Genomic DNA, 16,794 nt, shown 5'->3' on the forward strand with positions numbered 1-16,794 from the left:
GCCTCCGACGCGACCCGCATCGCCAATCGAATGAGGTGACTTTTGACGCAGTTCTTCGAAACCACTCAAGGAATAATGGCAATGGGAGCGCTGATTGCAGCCGGTGGCTTTACTGCTGGCGCCTTCATCCCCACCGTGATTCAGCTCGCAAGAAAGCAGATCAATCGACGCCCACGAAGCGAGGCGAGAAATCTGGCGATGATGACAGTGTTGGCGCTCGACGACTTCGTTGGCGCAAGCTATGCGGCAGTCCGGGACATCCCAGAATTCAATCCGATGGATGAGGGCGAATTCGCGTTTCACGTTCCGGATCCTGTCCTTTCGCTTCCGAAGGACGCCGATTGGAAGCTTTTCACTGCCGAGTTGTCAGACGAAATCTTGTGGCTGTCGAACCGGGTCAAGAACCTCAACTATGCGTTGGATAGCCTCGATCTGTCTCGGCCCGGGTTCGATGGCTTCTTTGAGAAGCGCCAGGAAGGTTATGCGGGTCTTGCAGCCGAGGCCATGGACCTGATTGAGCGCATGCTTGAAGAGTTCGGCCTGACGCTGCCTGTCAAGCCTGACTACTATCGCCAGCGTGAGGGGCTCGTATCGGCGATCCTGAGCGTGGGAGAACGAAGCTCCGGCCGTCGAGCGACTGGGACTGTCACGCAATCGAACGGATCGAATGTCCTGCAACTATTTCCAAAGAGAGGCGATGAAGCTGACTGATCTAACGCAATGAATCGCTCTGCTGACGAGCAGGAAATTTCGATTGAGATCCGCAATAGGGAGTTGAAATGCAAGAGCAATCGCTGACCCCATCCAACTTGGTTGCTAGTGCAGGCCCGATGAGCCGTTTATCTTCCAAGACCCATCTGCTGGACAAGCAACACCATTGAACCGAGTCACCCCCTCAAGACTTTGCTTGCTTGTGACGAAGTCGCGGCATCCGTTTGGATTGTTTGTACCCGGCCGGACCTGCTCGATAACCCCAGCGCTGCCAGTTGACGGGTTGGCCCACGCTAGCGGATCGGAACCGACCGCGGCCCGTCCCACGGTTTCGGCAATCACCGTTTGGTCAGTGATCGGAACTGCCGTCGGAGCGGCCGGAGCAACTGTGGACGTCTGAAGCGGCTCGGGATGCGAGCAAGCGGCAAGCACCAGCGCAGGGGACACTATGGCAACCATGATCAGTTTTGAAAGCATAGAGTGACAAACCAGCCTTTCGGACGCTGCATATGACATCGCATTGTGACCAGATGCAGGCGCCATTGACTGCTGCTCATTGCATCTTCAGGAAATCGGTCGCGGGGCGCGAACGGCTACCGCCATTTCTCCAGCTGAGCCTCCGCGTGCGCATGCGAGGCCTGACGCGCCTTCCTGACAGGGGAGGTCCGCGACCTGGCGGCAATAGCGGCTTCGAACCGTTCGCGACATTCGTCCGCTTGCCGGACCTGACGCGGTAGCGCCGGCTCGGGAAAGCAAGATGCAGGTCTCATCGTCAATCTGGGTGATGCGTTGGGCGATGAAACCAGCCGGTACCAAATCAGAGGGGCGAAACATGGTGCTCATAGGCTGATTCCTTTGTGGAAACCAGCAAAGCAGCATCGTCGCAACTGCATCAAAACTGAGTCAGAGTCAAAATTGGACGCCGGTCACCCCGCCGGCAGAGGAGATGAGTTCGCTCATGGCACGCGTGGCAGGCCGGATTCGCGGGAGCCATGGGTAGCTTTGGCAGACATCGGGGCGCCCAGGAAATTTCCCTGTAGCCGGTCGCATTTTCTCTTGCCCAGCCAGGCAAAACGCGGACGCGACCGAGCGCGCGCGACATTGGCTGTCAACCCAGCTTTCCTTCGCGGCCGCAGCTACCCGACAATTAAGTCTGCGTTGCTCGCCCAGGCGACGCCCAGTAGTCTAGCCGTCTTACCGACAGGCGGTTAGTGAAACGCAGCGATTCGATGGCCATTTTCTTCAAAACAACAATCAGCGAAAACTCGGCATTCGAGATGATCGAACGGTCACTGTCAGGCACTTACCAATATGACGGTTACCTCAATGTCGTTAGCGATGCGGGCGAGACGGCATTGTCTTGGGGTCCGGCAATGCTTGCCGAGGAGTTCAAGGCAGAGGTCAGCCAAATCCTGCGGCAGACCTGGGATGCTGCCCGCTTCTGGGTCATCTATGAGCGCCGCGAAGACCGGGAGGATCCGGAAGGCACTGACATCCGTAACGCGGCTTTCCGCCTGACGCGCGGATACAGCGGCGTTGTCGTTGTCACACTCAGCCTCCTTGGGAAGCGCGATAGCGCAAACGACCTGGAGCTCGTCTTCGTCTGCTTCGAGCAAGATTTTCACAGGAGGAATTTTCGCGTGCGCTACGAGGGTAAGCCGATACCAAACCAGGATTGATGTTGCTCTAAGATGTGTTACTCACGCGCGACCCAGTCACGTTCGATTTGAAGGCGAGGGCAGGGGCAGGCAGCCGAGGACGACGGGTTATCCTGGTGCTGATGCCGGTCCTCTTGCTGACGCGGGAAGAGTTGACGTTTCTGGATGTGCGCGCCGTGGGAGGGGTCGAAGGCGATAGCGCGGTCAGTTCCCGAACGAGGACACTCTCTGGTTCGAGCAAAGAGCATAGTGGCAGACCGGCACGACGTTCCGGCGTCCGTCGCGTTTCGAATGATCATGCTTGCTCATGGCATGGGCATACTCCTCCGGCCTCTGGACATGGTCATCGACGTCCAATCACTCCGGCAATCCCGTTCCCAACAGGCCCCGTCTGAATTTCTCAGTCTGTTCGACAGTTTCGACCACGATCCCTCGCGCCAAAAACTCCCCGATCGTCAGATCTGGATGATTTTCGCGAACGCTTTTGGCAAGTGCGGCAGCTTCCTGGGAGCGGCCCGCCATCGACAAGCAGGCGATCATTCGGGTACTGGTATACTTTCCGGGGTTCGGTAGCTGCTTTAGCGCCGCTAGGGCCTGCTGGTAGTCGCCCTTAAAATAGAGAAGATTACCCAAAACTGCGTGATACCAGTGAGGCGGGTAGGGGTTGAGCCGCATCCCTTCCTCGACCAAGGGAAGCGCTTCGTCTATACGGTTTCGCCTTGCCAGAAGTCCGCCGAGCTGGACCAATGCATGGGCGTCACTGGAATTGAGCTTATATGCTAGGCGGAATTCTCTTTCGGAGTTGTCAAAATCCTTCAAGTAAAGGTGAGCGAGCCCGAGTACACGATGGGCGCCAGCCTCTCCTTCGTCTAACTTTACGGCATGACGAGCGAGGGCGATCCCGTCGCGAAGTACAGCCTCCGGCGCGTTGGAATAGCCGCCGACCGCTATCCTCGCCAATGCAAGATGAGCGTGTGCCAGTGCAAAGCCTCCGTCGCCCGCAACCGCTGCTTCGAACATCTCCACTGCCTTGACGTTGTCATCCGGCTCGTAGCCTCTGAGATGCACGAGCCCTCGCAGATAATATTCGTAAGCAGCGAGGCTGGCCGGCGGCCGCCGGAGGGACTCTCGATAATCACAGCTTTCGATTTGGCCCACGAGATTTGCGACAATCATTTTCACGATCTCGTCCTGGATGCTGAAGATATCTGCCGCTTGCCGCCGATATTTCTCAGACCAGACCAACCGCTCCGTGTCGGCTTGGATCATCCGCACCGTGATCCGAACCTCGTCTCCCGACCGACGCATGTTGCCTGTCACGAGATAGTTGGCAGCGAGCTTGCGCCCAACTTCCTTTAAACCCTCCGAGCGATCACGGAACGCAAACGCTGAGGACACCGCAATCACCGACAGGCTCCTGAATCTTGCCAGACCGGAGATGATGTCCTCAGTAAAGCCGTCGACGAGGAACTCGTTCGCTGCTTCATCTGCACTTTGAAAGGGAAGGACGGCGACGACAGTTCGAATTGACTGCACTATTGTGGGAGTGCGAGGCCAATGCCATGCACGCACCGGCCTGGAAATATTTTTCAGATGTAGCAGTCCTCCATCTACAAACAGCCGCTGCAATTCCTCTGGGAGGATGTCGTGCGTTGTTTCTGAGATGCAGATGCCATCCGGTAACGCGTGTTGTTCGAGGCGCGCCGCAACATTCACGCCGTCGCCGAACACATCGTCCTCGGTGATCAGGACCTCGGCGTAGTTTATACCAATTCGAATTCGAAGAGGATCGGTGCCACTGGCAGCTACAGCCTCGCTTGCCAGCAGATGCTGTACCTGTAACGCCGTCGAGATGGCGACGGCCGGGCTATCGAATATCGAAAGTAGGCCGTCACCCATAACTTTGATTGTCCGACCGCCACTCTTGAGGATTCGAGGCTTGAGAATCTCTTCTTGCAAGCGACTAACGCTTGCCAGTGTTCCTTCTTCGTCGGCTTCCATCATGCGCGAATAACCGACAACGTCCGTCGTCAGGATGGCCATCAGTCGTCTGGTGGTGGGCGAAGAGGACATCCGTGACAAATCCCGACTAAACGGCAAGTGCTTCGAATGGAATGTACAGTCTTACGGCACTGATGTCATGCACACGGAGGGATAACGCTCCGCTACCCACCATTGGTCGAGCAAGCGCCGAGACCCGCACCTGGACCCAGCTCCGGGCTGCCTTCGCACCTCCTTGGAGCAATAGGTAAGCACCTTCAATGAACTCACCTTTCGCGACCGCCGTCGACGATTTCATCGACTTCACGAAATCACACCAGAAGGCTTCCAGGTTGCGGACCGAGGCTACTTCGAGCGTCGTCTTTTCGACAGGCTACTGGTCTGCGAAGCGATGAGGATAGAAGAGCTTCGGAAGTTACCAAATAGCCCGCCACTGCGGCGCATCGCGGAGACAACTTCCGACAAAGACGGTGCAGTGGCCGGTCGCTGGAGCCCCGTTAAAGCGTGTCGATCAGTCCTCCATCCACTCGCATCGAAGCCCCGGTCGTTGCGGACGCCAAAGGCGAGGCCAGATAGGTGACGAGGTTGGCGATTTCCTCGACGCTCGCAGCTCGTTGGATGATCGAACTGCCGCGATGCTTCTTGACGAAGTCCGCCGCGACCTCCTCGATCGGCTTTCCCGTTTTCGCACGCTCATCGGCAAGCATCGCCTCGACGCCTTCGGAAAGCGTGGGGCCGGGAAGAACGGAGTTTACGGTGACGCCCGTGCCAGCCATGCGCTTGGCAAGGCCGCGGGCAACCGCGATGTCTGCAGTCTTGCTGACGCCGTAGTGGATCATCTCGACCGGAATGTTGAAGCCGGATTCCGACGCGATGAAGATGACGCGGCCCCAGTCGACCTTCTGCATGCCGGGAAGATATGCACGTGAAAGCCTGACGGCCGACATGACGTTTACCTGCCAGTGGCGATCCCACACCTCGTCGTTCGCCTCGAAGAAGTCGAGCGGCTGAAAGATGCCCGCATTGTTGATGAGGATGTCCACATGAGGAACTTTGGCGACGAGTGCGTCGCATCCTTCAGCGGTTGCGAGGTCGGCTGCGACGGCGGTCACGCTTCCCCTGGCACCTTCGCCTGTCAGGCGGTCCGCCGCCTTCGCGGTCTTTTCTTGGGACCGGCCATTGACTACCACGTCTGCGCCCGCCCTCGCGAGCTGGCGGACGATCGCGTATCCAATGCCTTCGGTCGATCCCGTGACTAGCGCGGTCTTGCCTGTGAGGTCGATCTGCATCTTCTGCTCCTGTGAGGTTGGATCACAGAACGTATGAACTGGCGAGCGGTCTCGCAACAGTCCAGGATGCGGATAATCCTTCCAGATAGGGAAGGATGTCGCCCGGCCAACACGCCACCTTCAGTGCGGTACCCGCGGGTCGCCCGTTGGTTTCCCAGCGCGCCAAATCCCTAGGGGCGTGGTCGGCCAGCGCGGAAAGCCTGGACCCGGCGGTTGACCGGCAGAAGCCAAGCGCTTCAAAAATCGGCCCCTCAAAATGTCAGCGATAGTCGATGCCGCAGGAGCAACGACCCGACCGGTCTGGCCTCGGTGGTCGCGTGTACCACCCGCCGGAGGGGATCGATGCATCCCCGACCAGCACGTCATATGGTGAGCTTTCGCTTCAATCAGCCAAAGAACGCACGAAGCTGAGCGAAAAACCCGCTTGGTTTGCAACCTGCCATCTTTCGCAAACGGCGAGCGACGACTGTCGCGCTGACGCGTTCACCAAAATGGCAGAAGCAGACAAGATCATGCAATTGCTCGTCGCTGAGTTCGAAGAACCCTTTGGCTTCTCCATAGCTATCATTTTCCATTCCTGCCGCCCGCAGAATGGGATCAGCGAATGCAACAGAGATCGGGGTGCCGTCAGCCCGCAGAGCAAGCCGATCTGCCATCGGCTGATATTCGGTTTCGTGAAGCGTCTTGAGAAACGGTCTGGGGCTGTGTTCGAGACTTTCGGCCCACCGTTCAAGCCGTTCGCGCCGCGTCATTTCAAGGCGCTTGCAGGTCGTGCTGACCTTCGCAATGGTTTTCAACTGGTCTAGTGCGTACTGTTCCATCTCGGCCTCCTATCTCCGGAAAAATAGATGGTCCGCTCCCAAAAACAGCGTCGCTCAGGTCGCAGCCGATGTCCAATCACGATTGGACGGCATCTGCTGCTGGCCGAACAGATCGGCGCGATGATCATAGAACCGGCGAAGCATGAGGTTTGCACGCAGGTCTGCGGGCTACGCTTGGCCATGCAGTGTCGAGCGACACTGTTGAAGTGAAACGGTTGCCGGTTGTCGACGACACGCCGTTCGTACGGTTTCCTCTAAGGCGCCGCTGAGTTGGCAGTCTCGGGTCATTCTCAACTGGATTTGCCACCCGCCGCCTATCGAAACATCGTAGCGCGCGTTATCAGATCCCTGACCCGTGGAGCTCCTCGTCATCGTCGCCTTCCCAAGGGGAGGGCATCGAGGTGCGATTGAGGTTGGCCGAGGGCATCGGCATCCAACACTTCAATTCCGGCTCGGCATATTCGATGATGTGCCCGGGCGAGGAATCAGAGGCGCGCCAGCCTTCTGCACCGAACTGATCGCCATTCGACCAATAGGCGAGGTCAACTTCTGCCGGCCCCTGTTCGGACGGGCGTATCGTGACGAGGATCCGGCTACCGTCTCTCGGTGCATTTGCCATGTCGCGCCACCGGTCTGTGTCGTCCATCGTTTTTCCTCCTGCCTCGCTGCAGGTTAAGAGTGTCGCCTCGCCATCGGAAACGGTCAATTGAAACTTTGCGCTAGCCGTCGTCTGTCGCCGCTCATCTGCAAATTGAGTTGGCGGGTCGAGGGTTTTCAAACTGGTTGGTGGCCTGCGGCTTGCTCGTGAGCTGCACTCTTCGAAACCCAGACGCCTGCAACTGTTCCTCGCCAATTATTGCTGATCAATTCTCTTTGGATGGAGGATGCAAGCGCCGTATTCCGAACCGACCTGGTCGTGCTACGCATCAGGAATGGGATTCGGCGTTTTCATTCACCGGTCAGATTCGATCTACGACGACAGCCCGGCAGAACAATATCAGTTCCCGCGCCAGTATCTCGGTCGCGTGAAAGCCTACCTCGAGGATTGGATCATTTATTACGAGCCGCGCAAAGTTGCGGCGACCCGGGGCTATTTTGCCATCGCTAAGGTGGCCCAAGTCATTCCGGATCCGAAGGCGTCCGGCATGTATTTGGCCCTTATCGAGCCAGGCAGCTACCTCGATTTCATCAATGCCGTTCCGTTCAGTGGGCCGGACGGTGTCATTGAGCGAGGCGTGCTGAATGAGGAGGGGCGGATTTCCGGCAGAGCACAGGCCGCGGTGCGCCCAATATCCGCAGCAGATTTCAATCGCATCGTGTCGATTGGCCTTGACGAGCATGAGCCTGAACTGCCTCGGTTGGGTGAGCCGGGAGTAACGCGCCGTGCCGACGGATTTGAAGACGGAGCTCAGGCGCCGTTCATATTTGAGCATGAGCGCGATCGGATTTCGCAGCTCTCGTCGCGGATCGTTCGTAATCGGCTGTTTCGCCGGCTCGTTTTGCAGGCCTATGACAAACGGTGCGCAATTACTGGTCTGAAGCTCATAAACGGTGGCGGACGTGCGGAAGTCGATGCTGCGCATATCCGCCCCGTGGAAGCAAATGGACCCGACATCCTCACCAACGGTATTGCTCTGTCCGGCACCGCACACTGGATGTTCGATCGCGGCCTGGTCGGTCTCTCGGATGACCTCGATATCCTGATCTCGCGGCAAGCCAACGATCCGGAGAGCATCCAAGGCCTAATCAATAAGACTGGAAGAGCAATCGTGCCCTCAAAACCGTTCGAGCGGCCCCATCCTCATTTTCTCCAGTGGCATCGCCAAAATTGCTTCAAGCAGTAGCAAAGTGCGGTCCGAAGCCGGCTTAAGCTAACCCTAAACGTTACTAACGATATACTGATGATCCGAGACGCTTCCGGCTGGTTGGACGACAACCGTGGCGGGGCCTAGGCCAGGTGAGCAGATGGCATAGTCCAGTACTGAACCATAAGAAGGTAGTGTCGCTCCGCGCATCGGTTCAAGACCCGCACTTCCAAGACTGTTTCACTCAATCTGAGGTTTGGCACAGCTCTTCAGGATTGGCGATAGCCGAAGGGGCTCGATGGGAGCGGGATTGCGTTGAGCGGGTGAACGGCGGTCTACTATCTGACCTGGCTGACTGGATAGATCCTCAGAACACCAAGGCTGTTATCAGTCGTGATCGCTGCAATACCCGCTTCATATGCGGCGCGGACGATCGCCCCATGCAATTTCTCGGGTTCGGTATCTCCGGTAAGGACCTCCAAACAGGTTCTCACCGCCGTGAAGAATTCCTCACCATCGTCGATGGGCCATTCCTTCAGCAACAGTTGGGCAGCCTCGCGAGCGGTACGGATCACCCTGCGATCTTTCCCTTCGTCAAAAACAAGAATTATCGTTGGGAAGTTTCTCAACATATCGAATCTCATTGTGCCTGAACTCCGCGGGGCGGCCAGTGCCAATGCCGGGCCAAGGTTTCGGACCGAGATCGGCCACACATGCTCGTCAACCATCAGTTAGCCAGATTGGCTTTTAGCTCACGGGCTGCCGCCTCAAGGAGTCGCTTGAATTCTTCGGAGGTCACGCCATCGGCGCGCATCACCATGGCGATCAGTGGATCGCAAAGAGCTTCCGATATCGTCAGCTCATCGTTCTTTCCGGCAGTTGCGCCAACGGAGCAACAATATCCAGACGAAGATAGCGTGTTCATGGACATACCTTGCATTCGGGGTGTTCGCAGAGAGAACGCAGATCGGCCTGATTGCTTTTGAGGTCCAATATCCATCGGCGTCCCCGTGCGGCCGAGTGTCTCGAAAGGCTTTTTTGGGCAATCCGCGACACGGCAAGGCCGGCTATAAATGCGTTCTCGGCAGCGGCCGGTGGAGCGAGAAAGCCGTCGTCGGTTGCGACCTGGGCGGCGCAATGACAGACGGGACATGCGTCCTCATGCACTGCGACCGAGGGACCTGCCATGCCATGTGCTTGGGAGCGGCCGACATGCAGATGGGGCGGCAGGCCGGCTTTCGATGCGTGGCAAGCCGTCAGGAACTCTTGGGCCGGATGAGAATCGTCGCCGGCGAGAACGACGAACGGATTGTGGGCGTAATCTGCGATCAATCGGAGCGCTGCGGCCCCTTCCGCAAATTCCGGCAGCGCGAAGACACTGGCCGAGAAACACGCGGCCAGACAGGTCGCCAGCTTGTCCGTCTTCAGCCGGCCGAGATCAGCTTCGCTCGCCCATGGGACATGGTTCAAGTTGTTCTCGTCGATACGATCGGCATCCACGAGATAGAAATGGCGCGCGCCGTGGGCCGCAAGCTGGATGGCAATCTGCGAGCCCAAGCCGCCGCATCCGATAATGACGAAGTCGATTTCGCCAAAACCTGCGAAGTCGCGTTGACGATGGCCAAGAGGCGTCAGGAAGGCGTCGTCGTGATCCATTGCGGTGGAGACATCTTCGTCCTCATCCGGCATATTGGAGCCCTCCAACGAGGCGCCGAATGCAGGCCTGGTAACATTGGGGCTCCGTTCCTCGACAGGATCAGCACTATTGCCGGTGAACAGAGCCCCGCTGCCGCCCCACCCCAGCCTATGGGTGAAGAAGTTCGGGAAATCGACAGGCGCGCTGGCGGCCGCCGGTAGTCGTTGAGACCGATAGTTGACCATCAGATCGCCTCCATCTCGCTGGGCGCGATCCCGCGGATCGTCGCGGCGTAGTGACCGTAATCCTCGCCCATCGCATGGTCGGGAGTCTTCGCAATCACGTGGAATTTGCCGTCGTACCAGAGGCTGACATTGTCGCCGCTGTCATCGATCTCTCGCCGGCCCATCCGCGGATCGATCGGCGCCTTGCCGCGCAGCAGCATCTGTCCAATATCCCAGGCTTGGCGATCGAGAACGCGCTGGCGCTCGGCAAGATGTGCCTGCCGGTGCGCAATGGGCTCTTCGGCAAGCAACTGGCTCACGAGGAGCAAGATCCGACTGCTCCAGGAAGGAATGGCGGCGATGTCTGGGAGGTCGAGGAGGACATCGCCGCCAAGACGTTCGATACCTTTCCGAGCTATGTCGATGAGCGGGACTTGCCGCGCGGCATAGGCGATTATGAATGCCGCTTTCCGGGCGCGGCGCTCAGGATTCGCCTCGGTGGATAGGCATGCCATGCGCAAGGCGCACTCCCAGGGAATGGTGTAGGCCGTATGCAGGATGCTCTCGAGCGTCTGTAGGTCCTTCTTGTATGGGGAAACATATTGGTACTCGCCGGGCAGGGATGCCGCTGCCGAGGTCGTATAGAACCCGAGCAGGATATTCCCTGCCTCATGAAGCATTTGGGCCGCTGTCGCGGCATGATCGCCGGCGCGCAATCTCTCTCTGGAAAGGACGATGAGCGCGCTGCCCGGCAATTCGTTCGAACTCGAAAAGGAGCACTGCGGTTCGCGTCGCACGCCGACGTAAAGCGTGTGCAGGCCGGCGATCAGACGCTGATGGCCGTACTCGTCCAAGTCCGCGATCAATGCGAATGCCTTCTCCAGATGGTCGGCGATGCGATCCAATTCGGCATCGTCGGTGATCGGATAGCCGGGCCGGGGATAGTCCGGCATGCATTGGCGCAGGAGGGCTTGCATGATACGGCTTCGCGCGGGACTTTCGATGTGCACGAGGCCGATTCCGCAAGAGAGCCGGCACGCTGGCTGACGTTCGAGTTCAAGATCCGCTGCGATCAGATCCGGCTGCAGATAGCGGCCGACGACCTGCACATCGGGGCGGGCCGCCTGCCATTCCAGACTGCGCGCGAGCGCACCCATCCAGGCTGCAAGTACGGATGAACGGTAAGGGTCGGCGCCGACCGGTCCGGCAACCGCTGGCGGAAGCTCCGGCAGGCGAGTGTATCCGCCATCTGCCAGGTCGGGGAAATAACCTGACAGTGCCTCCACCCCGGCCGAACAACCGGCGAGCTTCGAAGCCGCCGCAAGCGTGCGGCCATATTGGAAGCGTCGCTTCAAAAGGTTGCGTGTTGCCACGCGCTGCAGGGAGACGGTACTTGCCATCAGGGGATTGCGCTTGAGCAGGAGGCGCGCCTCATCTGCCAATTGTTGTATGTGGGACGCGGACATCGGCAGCCTCCGTGAGTTTGTCTTCGGGCGGATCAAGGTTGCATCTCGGGCAAAAATGCGGGAGTTCGGGACGGCTTCGTCCGGTATCGGAACGTTGCGCGTCGTCTGTTGAGAGGCACTATTCCCCAAGGGCGTCATTCGCCCGCCAGTTCGGCGTTAAAAATCCGTAAAAATGACGTAAACAAAGAAAAAGCCTCCTCGATCGAGGAGGCTTAGAATTCTGGATAACGCATCCGCAGGGGTCAGATCGCCAGAGCCGCCTCAACCGCCGCCCGCGCATTCGGCAGGCCCGACCCGAAGAAATAGGCCATCTCGACGGCGTCCTCGCTTTCTGCATTCATGCAATCCGCCGTCAGTTTCCTCGTTCCGGGTGCGACAATGGCGTCCAGGCGGGACGCGGCTTTCAGAATTGATTTCACTTGAGGCCCCGAGAGGCGGTCACCGGGATCGTGGCGGCTTTTGTAAGCCCGCTGTATCAGGGCGCATAACCCGCCCACCTGCGCCGACGCGCCGGAGGTGCCCCCGAAGGGAGTGTAGTATCCGCCCCCGATGCCCGGATTGGTTCCGAACGGCACGATGGCCGACCACGGATCGGAGCCATAATTATAGCCGAAAATCCCCGACAGGTCCGTCGTCAGCAGCGAGAAGTGCGAATAGTAGTATTCCCGTGTTCGAAAAGCGCCGTAGTCGTGCTGCGCGGCAAATGGAGAAAGCCGGTCGAGGCGCAACTGATGCCGGTTGAAGACCTCACCGTCGTCAGAGGGGGAGACTAACGTCAATCCTTCGCCGTAATTGCTATAGCCCGAACGGAAACCTTCGACGGTAACGGCCCCAACTGCAATGACGCCGTTGTTGTCGGCGGCAAGACTTGCCGGATAGATCAACTGGCTCTCGCCACTGTTTCCTGCGGCGCAGACGATCGGGATGTGCCGGCTGATGGCGAGGATGAGTTGTTTGAGGACATGCCACGGACGATCCGGATTGGAGCCTTTCTGCGCAGCCTTCGGCTCCAGTTCAGGTCCACCTTGATCAGCAAGGGCAATGCGCGTGAACAGATTGGCGGCATCCTGGTTTTTCCATAATTCCAGGTCGGCCTTCAGCTCGTTCTTCGGATCAACGATGCTGCGTTTCGGGTCAGGCAGACCGCGCGGCAAGACGATCACATCTGCTTTCTGAAGATAGGCATAAAGGAAGGCCGCAATGAACTGTCTGACATCGTCTTCGAAGGACGTTCTGATCGAGATGAGCCTTGAGAAAGGATCAACGCCGAAATAGGGGATGACATTGCGATTGCCGCTCGTGCGCAGCTCGTCGCCATTCCCGTAGAAGGCTCCTTCCGGCGGAAGGCTTGGCGTGCCTTCTTCCGCAACAACGGCGGGTTCGCCGACGATCAGCCCTGCGCAGCAGGTACCATGCGACGCAAACAGCGATTCCGGATTGTAGAGCCGCCGGAGAACGCCCTCTGACGCGGCGTATTCGGCAACCAGATCACTGAGATAGTCCTGGTCGTCGTTCGAAAGGCCGATATTGCCGAGCGGAGCGATGTTGAGCCCGGCAAAGAAGGCATGCCTTTCTTCGCGGTCAAACGACGTCGTCGTATCGAGTATTTCGAGCACGCGCGCGCCGTAACGATGGGTCGTCAAATCGATTGACGCGTCCCGGTCAAGCCGGGTTGCCAGATTGGGATGATCCGGAGATACGCCGACATCGATCAGCGCGACCCGCGCGGGTCGCAACGGGCCGGCAGAAGCGATGGCATCCCAGACCGTGCCGGTGATGAGGGGATCGGGGAGCGCGCGTGCAGCGCTCGCATCGAGCGCTGGTGGAGCAGGCGGAGCCGATCCGTATTCCGCGTCGACCACGCCAAGGGCAGTCAGGTGCCAGAGATAATAGTAGTTGATCGGTGCGGGCTCAGGCATTTGTGTTTGATCCGTCATGTTCATGATCCCTGTTGTGCAACTGGCGATTTCAGACCCATTCGTCGTGTACGGCCTGGAACAGAGGACCGAACGCGTCGTGGAGGTAGGGAGCGAAACGCCGGGCGAGATCTCGCCCTGCCTGCGTATCGCTCGGATAGTGGAGACCAGCCCATTCGCGATTTTCGGCGACGTTCTGGGCGATGCGGGCAAGCTCGTCGGTGGCCGGATGTTCCGGCAGGATCGTCGAGAACGCGAAGGCGATCGAAAAGCACTGGAACGAATGGTTGCTGGGATAGGACTCGTGGACCGGCACGGCCAGCAGCGGCCGCAGCATCGGCTCGAACTGGTTTGGCCGCAGCCGGTTGAACTGACTCTTGTAGATCAGCCCGACATATTCGCAGGCCGTCAGGATCGCCTGGAAAAGTCCTTCCGTCTGCTCGAAACCGCCGAGATCCTCGATATGCAATGCGCGGGTGAATTCCCCCACGGAGATCGTCGACTCGATCTGGATATCGGGCAGGCGTCGCACACGTTCGCGGTCGCGGCGTTGCATAGAGAGCAGCACCGTCGTTTCGAGGCGGGTATAATCCGGGCCGGGCGGCGGAAGTATATCCAGCATTTCCCAGGTGAAGCGCCGCGCCGCGGTATAGGCGTTGCGTGACGGCTGCTGGTGCAGCCTGCGCAGCTCGAAGGAGGGAATAAGCTGCGACACGCCGAGGCTGCCGCCGTCCATCGTCGACTTGTTCTTGTTCTTGTTCTTATTTTTGTTCTTGTTTTTGTTCAGCGACGCCTTGTTGAGCACCGACTTGTTTGCGACGCTCTTGTTGAGGACCGAGGCTACGGCCATCGTCGCCATCATGGGCCCGGGCAGGGGCGATCCATCGTCATCCGTGCCGAGGAAAAGCACAGCTTCGGGGGCTGCATCAGGTGCAGCCGGTGATGCACCGGCGAGAGGATCAGCACCGGCATTGTCCCTGGGTTCGCATGGAAGGACCGTATCCGGCTCAATCCTGAATTTATAACTGTTTAGAAATAAAACAATTTTCGATTGCGATTCCTCAGTAGTGTCCGCTTCCATTGGAACCTCCTTGCGCGATGATGTGAAGATTTGTCCGGAGTTCAGCGCAGCTTGGCGCCGGCCTTGAGCAGGCCGTCGATCAAGATCTGGCCGCCGCCTGTGTCGAGTAGCGGATAGCCGCTGCCGCGGAAGGCGTTGATGGAGAAGCCGCCCTCGACCGCCTCAAGACGCTGCAGGTAATGCCGCGCGCCGCCGAGATTGTTGGAATGGGCGTGACTGGAGGCAAGATAGCGCAGCAGACTGTTGAAGTTCGGCCGCGCCCGCAGGGCTTCTTCGCCTGCAGCTATGGCTGCGGCATGATCGCCCGCAAGCGCTGCCGCAATGCATTTGGTCGTATCGAAGTAATATTTATGCGGGCTGTAGACGCCGAGCTCTTGTACCCAACGCGCCATGGCCACCGCCTTGTCGGGCTGGCCTGCATAGCAGTGCAGCATCGCGTAGAGGTCCCAACTGAGCGGCAGCGCCGGATTCAGGCGGATCGATTTTTCGAACAGGTTGGCCGCATAGTCATATTCGCCGAACAGGAACGAATGGACGTGGCCGACGAGCGCGAGCGATACGGAATTCTGTGGATCGAGTTCCAGCGCTTTGCGCGCATATGCCTGAGCTTCGTCGATCAGATGCGCGTCAAGCGCGTTGAAGCGTTGGCCAACCTGGAAAGTCCGGATGAATGACAGCCAGGCAAAAGTCGATGACCGCGGCTGATACTGGATCTGTTCTTCCAGGCGCCGCTCCGCATTATCCAGATCGCTACGCGACAGGCGAAAGATCGCATTGACGGCGTCGATCAGGAGGCCGTCTTGCGACAATCGACTGTCGTTTGCCTGGGTCTCCAGGAAATAGGCCAGCTGATCGACGGCCTGGCTGATCAGCGCAGCGGTGGTGCCGAACTCGCCTCGCTCGAATTGCGTGCGGTTGATTGCCTGACTGCTCAGCCAATGAATACGGTTGTTGATCAGGTGCTTCATCACCAGTTCGACCATCACCATGTCGCCGTCAAACGTGAGGCGAAGCTGTAGGCATATCGGAAGGCTGATCCGCTGTTCGCTCTCTTCAATATCTGGCAAGGTGAAGGAGAGGTCGCTGACGCCAATGGCCAGCCCATCGGTGATGGCTTTTGCAATGAGATTCTGGAAGCGTGTCGCGGCAATTTGTCCGCCCTCTCCAACACCCACCACGATAGGGGGCTGAAGGACCATGACCCATTGCCAGTCACCGTCTGCCGGCCGCCGATATGGGTTGCTGCCGCCGATTCCCGCGGCTTTGCCTTGTCTTGGCACATCCGGGGCACCCGTCAGAGGTAGCAGGGCGGAATGTTTGGCGATATCGCGGCTCGGCTGCGGTCGCGGCTCGAAGACGTCGTGGACTTGTCCTACATTGAGCCGGCTATACCAGTTCTGCCGTTCGAGCGTTAACCAGTCCTCGAATTCTGGATCGCGGATGTCTATACCTTCGAGCAACTCGTCGGTGATTTGATCCGCGGACCGCTTTGTCCGAACCACCAGTTCGGTATCAAGAACGAGCCGGTCCATATCCAGCCAAACGGTATTCTTATCCGCAATCAGGAGATCACGTGCAGGCCCCAGAGTCTTATGAATGTCCAAAAGGGCCTGGCGCAGACTGGCTGCCGCCTGGTCGTCGGAGCGGTCACTCCACAACTTGTCCCGAAGCCAGATTCTCGAGCGCGAGCCCCGGGCCGACAGTGCAAGCATCGCCAGAAGAGCCTGGGCTTTTTTGGATTTCGGAGTAACCGACCGCCCTTCAGCATCCACAAGGGCAAAAGGCCCGAGCAGGAACATCCGTAACGGATCGTGCTCCTTGTTCATGCGATCCACCGGCCCCGCCCCCGTTGCCTCCGATGCGCTCGTTTGGCAGGTCGAAGACCTGGCATCCAGAGACCAGTCTGCCATACCTGCGGCGCCTGGCAAGCAACCGGGAAGGGAAATCGGGATTCCGAAAGGAAGATCGATGCTTTTGCGATAATCGAACTGAAGCATAACCGGCTGAAATCCCTCTGCGTAACTTCGCAAACCGGTCGTAGCGTCCTACCGTCAAAGCAGCGTCAAAGAAGTGTTGTTTTAGGCGTCATAATTTCGCAGGCATCCGCCAAAGGTTGCGAATTACGCAACGCGAATACCAGTCTCGATTTAGGCGAAAAGACCGACCATGTTAAATTGCGGGCGCCG

At 58.6% G+C, this 16,794-nt stretch carries 15 protein-coding genes; 3 read left to right on the forward strand and 12 right to left on the reverse strand.

Annotation, left to right across the window (positions count from 1 at the left end; genetic code table 11):
• The first annotated feature begins 42 nt into the window (after nt 1-42).
• On the forward strand, nt 43-711 hold the full coding sequence (locus CUJ84_RS30420; protein ID WP_105009350.1) for a hypothetical protein: 669 nt from the start codon (nt 43-45) through the stop codon (nt 709-711).
• Nucleotides 712-816: 105 nt separating this feature from the next.
• On the opposite strand, the gene CUJ84_RS30425 is transcribed toward CUJ84_RS30420, so the two are convergent.
• Nucleotides 817-1,254, reverse strand: coding sequence for an RT0821/Lpp0805 family surface protein (locus CUJ84_RS30425; RefSeq protein WP_348632685.1), 438 nt, complete (start codon nt 1,252-1,254; stop codon nt 817-819).
• Between the two features lie 686 nt (nt 1,255-1,940).
• Between CUJ84_RS30425 and CUJ84_RS30435 the strand changes: the two genes are divergently transcribed.
• Nucleotides 1,941-2,390, forward strand: a complete 450-nt coding sequence (locus tag CUJ84_RS30435; RefSeq protein ID WP_105009352.1) for a hypothetical protein — start codon at nt 1,941-1,943, stop codon at nt 2,388-2,390.
• 336 nt (nt 2,391-2,726) lie between these two features.
• Here the strand turns inward: CUJ84_RS30435 and CUJ84_RS30440 are convergent, their stop codons facing one another.
• The 4 genes from CUJ84_RS30440 to CUJ84_RS30460 all read right to left on the reverse strand — a co-directional run bounded on the left by CUJ84_RS30440 (nt 2,727) and on the right by CUJ84_RS30460 (nt 7,126).
• Nucleotides 2,727-4,412, reverse strand: coding sequence for an adenylate/guanylate cyclase domain-containing protein (locus tag CUJ84_RS30440; RefSeq protein WP_245457614.1), 1,686 nt, complete (start codon nt 4,410-4,412; stop codon nt 2,727-2,729).
• A gap of 455 nt (nt 4,413-4,867) precedes the next feature.
• On the reverse strand, nt 4,868-5,659 hold the full coding sequence (locus CUJ84_RS30450; RefSeq protein WP_105009355.1) for an SDR family NAD(P)-dependent oxidoreductase: 792 nt from the start codon (nt 5,657-5,659) through the stop codon (nt 4,868-4,870).
• A 386-nt stretch (nt 5,660-6,045) separates the two neighbouring features.
• On the reverse strand, nt 6,046-6,480 hold the full coding sequence (locus tag CUJ84_RS30455; RefSeq protein WP_105009356.1) for a hypothetical protein: 435 nt from the start codon (nt 6,478-6,480) through the stop codon (nt 6,046-6,048).
• 340 nt (nt 6,481-6,820) lie between these two features.
• Nucleotides 6,821-7,126, reverse strand: coding sequence for a hypothetical protein (locus CUJ84_RS30460; protein ID WP_105009357.1), 306 nt, complete (start codon nt 7,124-7,126; stop codon nt 6,821-6,823).
• Nucleotides 7,127-7,412: 286 nt separating this feature from the next.
• Here CUJ84_RS30460 and CUJ84_RS30465 point away from each other — a divergent pair, with 286 nt between their 5' ends.
• Entirely contained in the window at nt 7,413-8,324 is a 912-nt protein-coding gene (locus tag CUJ84_RS30465) for an HNH endonuclease (protein ID WP_105009358.1), read from the forward strand.
• A gap of 299 nt (nt 8,325-8,623) precedes the next feature.
• Here CUJ84_RS30465 and CUJ84_RS30470 read toward each other — a convergent pair whose 3' ends face one another.
• The 7 genes from CUJ84_RS30470 to CUJ84_RS30500 form a co-directional block, all read right to left on the reverse strand.
• Nucleotides 8,624-8,929, reverse strand: a complete 306-nt coding sequence (locus tag CUJ84_RS30470; RefSeq protein WP_105009359.1) for a DUF982 domain-containing protein — start codon at nt 8,927-8,929, stop codon at nt 8,624-8,626.
• Between the two features lie 83 nt (nt 8,930-9,012).
• Nucleotides 9,013-9,210 (reverse strand): hypothetical protein, encoded by a 198-nt coding sequence (locus CUJ84_RS30475; RefSeq protein ID WP_105009360.1) that lies wholly within the window; start codon nt 9,208-9,210, stop codon nt 9,013-9,015.
• Nucleotides 9,207-10,166 carry a ThiF family adenylyltransferase gene (locus CUJ84_RS30480; RefSeq protein ID WP_105009361.1) on the reverse strand — a complete coding sequence of 320 codons (960 nt, stop codon included), beginning with the start codon at nt 10,164-10,166 and terminating at the stop codon, nt 9,207-9,209. The genes CUJ84_RS30475 and CUJ84_RS30480 overlap by 4 nt, the downstream gene beginning before the upstream one ends.
• Nucleotides 10,166-11,749, reverse strand: coding sequence for an aKG-HExxH-type peptide beta-hydroxylase (locus CUJ84_RS30485; protein ID WP_105009362.1), 1,584 nt, complete (start codon nt 11,747-11,749; stop codon nt 10,166-10,168). Before CUJ84_RS30485 ends, CUJ84_RS30480 begins: the two co-directional genes overlap by 1 nt.
• Nucleotides 11,750-11,853: 104 nt before the next feature.
• A complete protein-coding gene (locus tag CUJ84_RS30490) occupies nt 11,854-13,548 on the reverse strand; it encodes a S8 family serine peptidase (protein WP_105009655.1) in 1,695 nt (564 codons plus the stop codon).
• Nucleotides 13,549-13,579: 31 nt separating this feature from the next.
• The gene (locus CUJ84_RS30495) at nt 13,580-14,608 is read right to left on the reverse strand and encodes a phosphatase PAP2 family protein (protein WP_105009363.1); all 1,029 of its coding nucleotides are present in this window, start codon (nt 14,606-14,608) and stop codon (nt 13,580-13,582) included.
• A gap of 41 nt (nt 14,609-14,649) precedes the next feature.
• A complete protein-coding gene (locus CUJ84_RS30500) occupies nt 14,650-16,605 on the reverse strand; it encodes an SARP family transcriptional regulator (protein ID WP_105009364.1) in 1,956 nt (651 codons plus the stop codon).
• Between the last annotated feature and the right edge of the window lie 189 nt (nt 16,606-16,794).

The sequence above is a fragment of the Rhizobium leguminosarum genome (assembly GCF_002953715.1).
Lineage (GTDB): Bacteria > Pseudomonadota > Alphaproteobacteria > Rhizobiales > Rhizobiaceae > Rhizobium > Rhizobium leguminosarum_V.

What these genes read in the sequence shown, in the direction of transcription:
- CUJ84_RS30425 (WP_348632685.1), bottom strand. Translation starts at nt 1,254, where the DNA reads ATGGCGCCTGCATCTGGTCACAATGCGATGTCATATGCAGCGTCCGAA.
- CUJ84_RS30435 (WP_105009352.1), top strand. Translation starts at nt 1,941, where the DNA reads ATGGCCATTTTCTTCAAAACAACAATCAGCGAAAACTCGGCATTCGAG.
- CUJ84_RS30440 (WP_245457614.1), bottom strand. Translation starts at nt 4,412, where the DNA reads ATGGCCATCCTGACGACGGACGTTGTCGGTTATTCGCGCATGATGGAA.
- CUJ84_RS30450 (WP_105009355.1), bottom strand. Translation starts at nt 5,659, where the DNA reads ATGCAGATCGACCTCACAGGCAAGACCGCGCTAGTCACGGGATCGACC.
- CUJ84_RS30455 (WP_105009356.1), bottom strand. Translation starts at nt 6,480, where the DNA reads ATGGAACAGTACGCACTAGACCAGTTGAAAACCATTGCGAAGGTCAGC.
- CUJ84_RS30460 (WP_105009357.1), bottom strand. Translation starts at nt 7,126, where the DNA reads ATGGACGACACAGACCGGTGGCGCGACATGGCAAATGCACCGAGAGAC.
- CUJ84_RS30465 (WP_105009358.1), top strand. Translation starts at nt 7,413, where the DNA reads ATGGGATTCGGCGTTTTCATTCACCGGTCAGATTCGATCTACGACGAC.
- CUJ84_RS30470 (WP_105009359.1), bottom strand. Translation starts at nt 8,929, where the DNA reads ATGAGATTCGATATGTTGAGAAACTTCCCAACGATAATTCTTGTTTTT.
- CUJ84_RS30475 (WP_105009360.1), bottom strand. Translation starts at nt 9,210, where the DNA reads ATGAACACGCTATCTTCGTCTGGATATTGTTGCTCCGTTGGCGCAACT.
- CUJ84_RS30480 (WP_105009361.1), bottom strand. Translation starts at nt 10,166, where the DNA reads ATGGTCAACTATCGGTCTCAACGACTACCGGCGGCCGCCAGCGCGCCT.
- CUJ84_RS30485 (WP_105009362.1), bottom strand. Translation starts at nt 11,749, where the DNA reads ATGACGCCCTTGGGGAATAGTGCCTCTCAACAGACGACGCGCAACGTT.
- CUJ84_RS30490 (WP_105009655.1), bottom strand. Translation starts at nt 13,548, where the DNA reads ATGACGGATCAAACACAAATGCCTGAGCCCGCACCGATCAACTACTAT.
- CUJ84_RS30495 (WP_105009363.1), bottom strand. Translation starts at nt 14,608, where the DNA reads ATGGAAGCGGACACTACTGAGGAATCGCAATCGAAAATTGTTTTATTT.
- CUJ84_RS30500 (WP_105009364.1), bottom strand. Translation starts at nt 16,605, where the DNA reads ATGCTTCAGTTCGATTATCGCAAAAGCATCGATCTTCCTTTCGGAATC.